Here is a 6379-nt window from a genome sequence, read left to right on the forward strand (position 1 = left end):
CAGCGGCGCCTCGAAATCGCCCGTGCGCTGGCGACCGATCCGAAGCTGCTCGCGCTCGACGAACCGGCGGCCGGCATGAACGCCACCGAGAAGGTCGAGCTGACCAAGCTGCTCGACAAGATCCGCGCGGACGGCAAGACGATTCTGCTGATCGAACACGACGTGAAGCTCGTGATGGGCCTGTGCAACCAGATGACGGTGCTCGACTACGGCAAGGTGATCGCACAGGGTCTGCCGCAGGACGTGCAGAAAGACGCGAAGGTGATCGAAGCTTATCTGGGTGCGGGGGTCCACTGATGTCCACGACGCAAGCAATGTTGAAAATCAAGGGCCTGCAGGTCAACTACGGTGGCATCCAGGCGGTCAAGGGTGTCGACCTCGAGGTCGGGCAGGGCGAACTTGTCACGCTGATCGGCGCGAACGGCGCGGGCAAGACCACGACGATGAAGGCGATCACGGGCCTGAAGGCGTATGCGGCCGGCGATATCGAGTACATGGGCCAGTCGATCAAAGGCCTGCCCGCGCACGAGCTGCTCAAGCGCGGTCTCGCGATGGTGCCGGAAGGTCGCGGCATCTTCGCGCGCATGTCGATCGTCGAGAACATGCAGATGGGCGCGTATCTGCGCAACGATGTCGACGGTATCAAGTCGGACGTCGAGCGCATGTTCGGCTTCTTCCCGCGTCTGAAGGAGCGCGCGTCGCAGTACGCGGGCACGCTGTCGGGCGGTGAGCAGCAGATGCTCGCGATGGCGCGCGCGATCATCTCGCGGCCGAAACTGTTGCTGCTCGACGAACCGTCGATGGGCCTCTCGCCGATCATGGTCGAGAAGATCTTCGAAGTGGTGCGCTCGATTTCCGCCGAAGGTATGACCGTTCTGCTCGTCGAGCAGAACGCGCGTCTCGCGCTGCAGGCGGCCAATCGTGGCTACGTGATGGACTCCGGTCTGATCACGATGTCGGGCGACGCGAAACAGATGCTCGACGATCCGAAGGTTCGGGCCGCTTACCTCGGAGAATAATGCTGTTGTGTGATACTGGCTATGGTAAGTCGGGTCCCGGCTTCCCGAACGATCCGCCGATGCCGAGGTCACGCTGATCAAAAAGCGCGCTTGGCACGTTAGATCATTTACAGGCATCTACGACTATGGCTATCTCTCGCACCATCGCTTTAAGGTCGACAGTGCCTAAGCGGGATCACTTTCCGCACCGGTGTTGCGCGGTAGGTTCGATCCAGACGCGTTCAATCTGGATATTACAAATCAGCGGCCGTCTAGTGCTGACTGCCAATGGGCCCTTAAGAGCGACGTTTACGCAATACAAGCGTTTCCGGAATGTCGTTGGAGCAGTTACGGAATCGTATGGGGCAAAGCACTCTGCGTACTTGCCGGAGCTGGTCAGATACCGCGACTATTCGATGATTTTGTTCGGCCGCTTGTTCTGTCGTGCGCGGGCCGGCATCGAGCGTTTCGAGCGCAACCGGATGGCGCTCTAGGATTCTTCCGGGTTCATCCTTCTGTCTGCTCGCCTTCTCGAAGTAACATCGCGCGGCGGTCTTGTCGCGATGGGCACACGCAGCAGGAGATCGACTGTTTTACCCCCTGTCGACCGCGTAGCACAGGTCTTCTTACTGTCTCTTGGTAGGCGGAAGTCTCCTCGGCGGGTTGTGCGTCTTCTACATCATGCATGATGTACGATTCGATTCGAACGATGCTATTCGCGCGCTTAACTCGACTGGACCGATCCAGCATCGACTTTCTGTCGTGGCCACGTATTCACGAGTTCCGTGCTTATTGCTAAGAGAAGGTTGCATAAGGACTGCTGAACGCGCTGAAGAGTCTTCCAGCAGATCGAGCAACAGCCGAGTTTGAGGAACGTTTCGTGAATAGCAGCGCGACGTTCGAAGCGAATAGCAGACGACGGAAATGATGCGGTCGGGCATGCGTACGCTCGGCAACCCGACGGACTTTCCTAGGTCCACTGCGATGCGGGTGACCACGCCGCGCGATGCAAGTTGGAATAGTGCGCGCGCGAAGAGCGCGTAGTATTTGTCGTGGTCGTAACCGCGTTCGGCATTGGCGCGGCGAGGGACGGCTCAAAGGCCGCCTGCGCCTGCCGCCGATCGGCACGATGGCCTCAATCAGCGGGACTAGTACAACATCCCTCAATTAGCTTTAGTAATTATCGGGTTGCAAGTAAGGCTGCAGGATGTAGTGGTCTAATTTCCCCGGACGGGTCGATAGGAGGACAATCCAGAATCGACGAGGAAAAAGAGCAAGATGACAAGAAGGCGCCGACAATTTGACGCCAGCTTCAAGCTGGAAGTAGTACGGATGGTGCGAGACCAAGGGCTATCGGTCAGCGAAGTGTGCCGGTCGATGGACCTTGTTGAGACAGCCGTGCGCCGCTGGGTGGCGCAGTACGATGCAGAGCGTGCTGGCGGCCCCGGCGAGGGCAAGCCGCTGACGGCTGAGCAGCAGCGTATCCGGTAGATCGAGGCGGAAAACCGGCAACTGCGCGAGGACAACGCGCTGCAAAAAAAAGTTCTTCGTAGAAAAGCGTGGAGCGATTTTCACCAATTGCGTAACCTGATACCTGAATTCAGGGGACATCAGGGGGGAGATTGCTCGATCGCAAGGCACTGCAGGCGCTGGGTTGCTGGAAGGGCTACCGGCTGGAACGCGTAGAGTGGCCACAGGGCGAGAACCACACGCTTTCGCTTTATCTGAAACCGGTCGGCCGGGTCATGCATTGTGAGCAATGCGGAGCGCGTTGTTCGCAGATTCATGAGACGACAGTGCGACGCGTGCGTGATCTGCCACTGTTCGAATATCGGGTAGTGCTGCACCTGCCCCGCCGCCGGGTCTGGTGCGAAGCTGTGGTGGTCCACGGCTGGAGAAGCTGGAGTGGCTGGGCCGCTACCAGCGGGTAACGGAGCGCTTTGCCAAGGCGTGCGAGAAGTTGTTGCAGGCGGCCAGCGTACAGGCGGTGGCCGCCTTCTACGATCTGGGCTGGCACACGGTCAAGTCGATCGACAAGATGCGCCTGCGTGCCCGTGTGGCCGACCCGGACTGGTCGGCGATCCGCTATCTGGCGATGGACGAGTTCGCGCTGCATAAGGGCCACCGCTACGCCACGGTGGTGGTCGATCCGATCGGCCGCCCAGGTGCTATGGATCGGGCCGGGGCGCTCGCGCGAAACGGCCCGGGCCTTCTTCGAGCAGCTTCCTGAAGGCGTCGCTGGGCGCATCGAGGCAGTTGCCATCGATATGACGACGGCCTATGAGCTGGAGATCAACCCGCATTGCCCACAGGCCGAAGTTGTCTACGACCTGTTCCACGTCGTCGCCAAATACGGGCGTGAAGTCATCGATCGCGTGCGCGTCGATCAGGCCAACCAGCTTCGCCATGACAGACCAGCGCGCAAGGTCCTGAAGTCCAGTCGCTGGCTGCTGCTGCGCAACCGCCGCAACCTGAAACCCGAGCAGTCGGTGCATCTGAAGGAACTGCTGGCAGCAAACCAGCCGTTGTTATGCGTCTACGTGCTGCGCGACGAACTGAAACGGCTCTGGTTCTACCGCAAGCCTGCCTGGGCGCAAAAGGCCTGGGAGCAGTGGTTTGAGCAGGCCAGGCAAAGCGGTATCGCCGCCCTGCAACTGTTCGCACAGCGCCTGCAAGGCTACTGGCATGGAATCCTGGCGCGCTGCCGCCACCCACTCAACACCAGTGTCGTTGAAGGGATCAACAACACAATCAAGGTCATCAAGCGCCGGGCTTACGGGTACCGCGACGAGGAGTACTTCTTCCTCAAAATCCGCGCCGCGTTCCCCGGTAATCCTCGATGAACCTTAAAATAGCGGGTAGGCATACGACTGTGTTTTTGACTAACAACAAGCAAGAATCTATGGTCCGCCCCAGTTTTGCAACCCTGACGCTTGATGCTGTGTTGGCTTGCTCGAATCTATCCGGCGTCGTTGTGGGGACTGTTCCCCGCGCCTCGATGAAGTTCGCGCCCGCGGCCCCCATGAAGTTGTGCGGCTTCAGGAGCCTCTTTGCTTGCCGGGGTGTTCCGCAGGCCGGTGTGCCGTTCACGTCATCAGGTTTCAGTCGTCGCAAAAGCAGAGAGGGTTAGCCTGCGTTGATTCAAGCCGATGCTGTCGCAACCCTTGGATCAAAGGTGGTGTGACGTGCCACGATAGCCCAGGCGGTGCGAGCCAGCTTGTTGGCCAGCGCGCACGCCACCACGTTTGAGTGGCGTCGCATCAGTAGTGCACGTGTCCAGTCCGCGAGGTGGCCGGCTCGCTTCTGCAGGCATCGCATATAGGCCCGGGCGCACTGGACGAGAAGACTGCGGATCTTCTTGTCACCCCGTCGGCTGATGCCGAGAAGTTTGGATCTGCCGCCTGTGCTGTACTGGCGGGGAACAAGGCCAAGCGAGGCCGCGAAATCGCGACTGCATCTGAACTGCTTGCCATCGCCGATTTCTGAGGCAAGCACACTTGCAGTGATCGGCCCGATACCAGGAATGCTCAACAGTCTTTGTCCGACGTCGTCGTCGGCGAGCTGCTGCGCCACCTCGCGATCGATCTCACCGATCTGCTGCTGCAGGTACTTGTAGTGCTCGTGAAGCCGCTCAAGGATCGCGACAAGCCGGGGCGGCAACGGATGGAAGCTGAGAAGCTCCGACAGTCGCTCGACGCCAGTCTTGCCGACCGGCAGACTGATGCCGAATTCGAGCAGAAAGCCATGCATCTGGTTGATCGTTCTCGTGCGATCGCGCACCATCGATTCACGCACGCGGTGTAGCACCGAAAGCGTTTGCTGTGACTCGGTCTTCGGCGTTACGAACCGCATGGCCGGGCGCGATGCAGCTTCGCAGATCGCTTCGGCATCGACGAAGTCGTTCTTGTTTGACTTTACGAATGACCTCACAAACTGCGGCGAAATCAGTCTGACTTCGTGGCCGAACGTGGCCAGCTTGCGTGCCATGAAGTGAGAACCTACACACGCCTCCATGACGACCGTGCAGGTCGCATAGGTTGCAAAGAACTCGATCAGTTGCTTGCGCCCAAGCTTCTTCCGCAGCACAGCGTTACCCTTGCTGTCCTGACCATGGATGTGAAAGCTGTGTTTGCCAAGGTCGATCCCAACGAGCGTCGCATGGTCCATGATGGTCTCCAGTTACGAGTGAGCTCCTTCAGCGTAACCTGCCCGGTGAGGCGGGGCGGACCATGTCATTAGTGATGGAAGTGTTGACGGGGCCGGAGCGCCGGCGGCGGTGGTCAGCTGAAGAGAAGCTGACGATGGTGCGGGAGAGTTTCGAGCCGGGCAAGTCGGTCTCGATGGTTGCACGCCAGCACGGCGTCAATCCGAATCAGCTGTTTCACTGGCGCAAGCTGTATCAGGACGGCAGCCTGTCGGCTGTCAGTGCCGGCGAGGAAGTCGTGCCGGCGTCGGAACTGAGCGATGCACTCAAGCAAATCAGGCAGCTTCAGCGACTACTCGGAAAAAAGACAATGGAGAATGAGATTCTTCGTGAGGCAGTGGAGGTGGCGAAGTCGCGAAAATGGATTGCGCGCTCACCCTCATTGCCAGGGGACGACCAGTGAAGCGGGTCTGTGACGTTCCCGGTGTAGCGCGCTCGAATGTGGCGGACAAGCTGGCGCGGCCGGCTGACTGGCGGGACGGGCGTACGGCTCGAAAGACTGACGACGCCGGTCTGGTGGAAGAGATTCGACTGGCCGTTGCTGATTTGCCCAGCTATGGCTACCGTCGTGTGTGGGGCCTGTTGCGTCGGCGGCGGGAGAACCATAGCGCGGTGCCCGTCAATGCCAAGCGGGTGTACCGGGTGATGCGCGTTCACGGTCTGCTGCTGGAGCGCCGGACGGCACCGCCACGCCCTCAGCGCCGACACGATGGCAAGGTAGCGGTGGGGAAGAGCAATCAGCGTTGGTGTTCTGACGGCTTCGAGATTCGTTGCGACAACGGCGAACCGCTGCGTGTCACGTTCGCTCTGGATTGCTGCGACCGCGAAGCGATGAGCTGGGTGGCGACGACCGGTGGCCACAGTGGCGACGTGGTGCGCGACGTCATGCTGGCCGCCGTTGAGAACCGGTTCGGTGACGTCCTGAAGGCGCCGTCGGAAATTGAATGGCTGACCGACAATGGCTCGGGTTACACGGCAGAGAAAACAAGGACCTTTGCTTCAGACATTGGCCTGGAGCCATTGACCACACCCGTGTGCAGCCCGCAAAGTAAGGAGTCGGCTTCACATTGCACCTTGTCCGGTAGCTTGAGCGGTTATAAAGGTTGGTTGTGTTGCGTTGCGTCCGCCTGTGCCCCTCACAAGCACGACGTCGCCGAGGGGTTCGTACAGGCACCGA

2 protein-coding genes and 5 pseudogenes are annotated in these 6379 nt (G+C 60.0%); 5 read left to right on the forward strand and 2 right to left on the reverse strand.

All coding sequences use genetic code 11. The features are described from left to right. Both ACLFKU_RS42160 and ACLFKU_RS42165 read left to right on the forward strand, forming a co-directional pair. Positions 1 to 297, forward strand: a pseudogene (locus ACLFKU_RS42160) (ABC transporter ATP-binding protein); the annotation flags it as partial. A gap of 17 nt (positions 298 to 314) precedes the next feature. Next, complete coding sequence (locus ACLFKU_RS42165) at positions 315 to 1019, forward strand: ABC transporter ATP-binding protein (protein WP_026228503.1); 705 nt, start codon at positions 315 to 317, stop codon at positions 1017 to 1019. Between the two features lie 790 nt (positions 1020 to 1809). Here ACLFKU_RS42165 and ACLFKU_RS42170 read toward each other — a convergent pair. Next, positions 1810 to 2150: pseudogene (locus ACLFKU_RS42170) on the reverse strand (IS5/IS1182 family transposase); the annotation flags it as partial. Between the two features lie 126 nt (positions 2151 to 2276). Between ACLFKU_RS42170 and ACLFKU_RS42175 the strand changes: the two are divergent. Then, a pseudogene (locus ACLFKU_RS42175) lies at positions 2277 to 2486 on the forward strand (transposase); the annotation flags it as partial. 134 nt (positions 2487 to 2620) lie between these two features. Beyond that, positions 2621 to 3841: pseudogene (locus ACLFKU_RS42180) on the forward strand (ISL3 family transposase). Positions 3842 to 4139: 298 nt separating this feature from the next. Here the strand turns inward: ACLFKU_RS42180 and ACLFKU_RS42185 are convergent. Beyond that, the gene (locus ACLFKU_RS42185; RefSeq protein ID WP_410853191.1) at positions 4140 to 5165 is read right to left on the reverse strand and encodes an IS110 family transposase; all 1026 of its coding nucleotides are present in this window, start codon (positions 5163 to 5165) and stop codon (positions 4140 to 4142) included. Between the two features lie 74 nt (positions 5166 to 5239). Here ACLFKU_RS42185 and ACLFKU_RS42190 point away from each other — a divergent pair. Beyond that, positions 5240 to 6264: pseudogene (locus ACLFKU_RS42190) on the forward strand (IS3 family transposase); the annotation flags it as partial. Positions 6265 to 6379: the final 115 nt, after the last annotated feature.

Origin of the sequence: Paraburkholderia sp. EG304 (assembly GCF_046543485.1) — a bacterium.
In the GTDB taxonomy this organism is placed as follows: Bacteria; Pseudomonadota; Gammaproteobacteria; order Burkholderiales; family Burkholderiaceae; genus Paraburkholderia; species Paraburkholderia youngii.

Excerpts from the sequence above, each read along its gene's own strand:
- ACLFKU_RS42185 (WP_410853191.1), bottom strand. The coding sequence starts at position 5,165 with ATGGACCATGCGACGCTCGTTGGGATCGACCTTGGCAAACACAGCTTT.
- ACLFKU_RS42165 (WP_026228503.1), top strand. The coding sequence starts at position 315 with ATGTTGAAAATCAAGGGCCTGCAGGTCAACTACGGTGGCATCCAGGCG.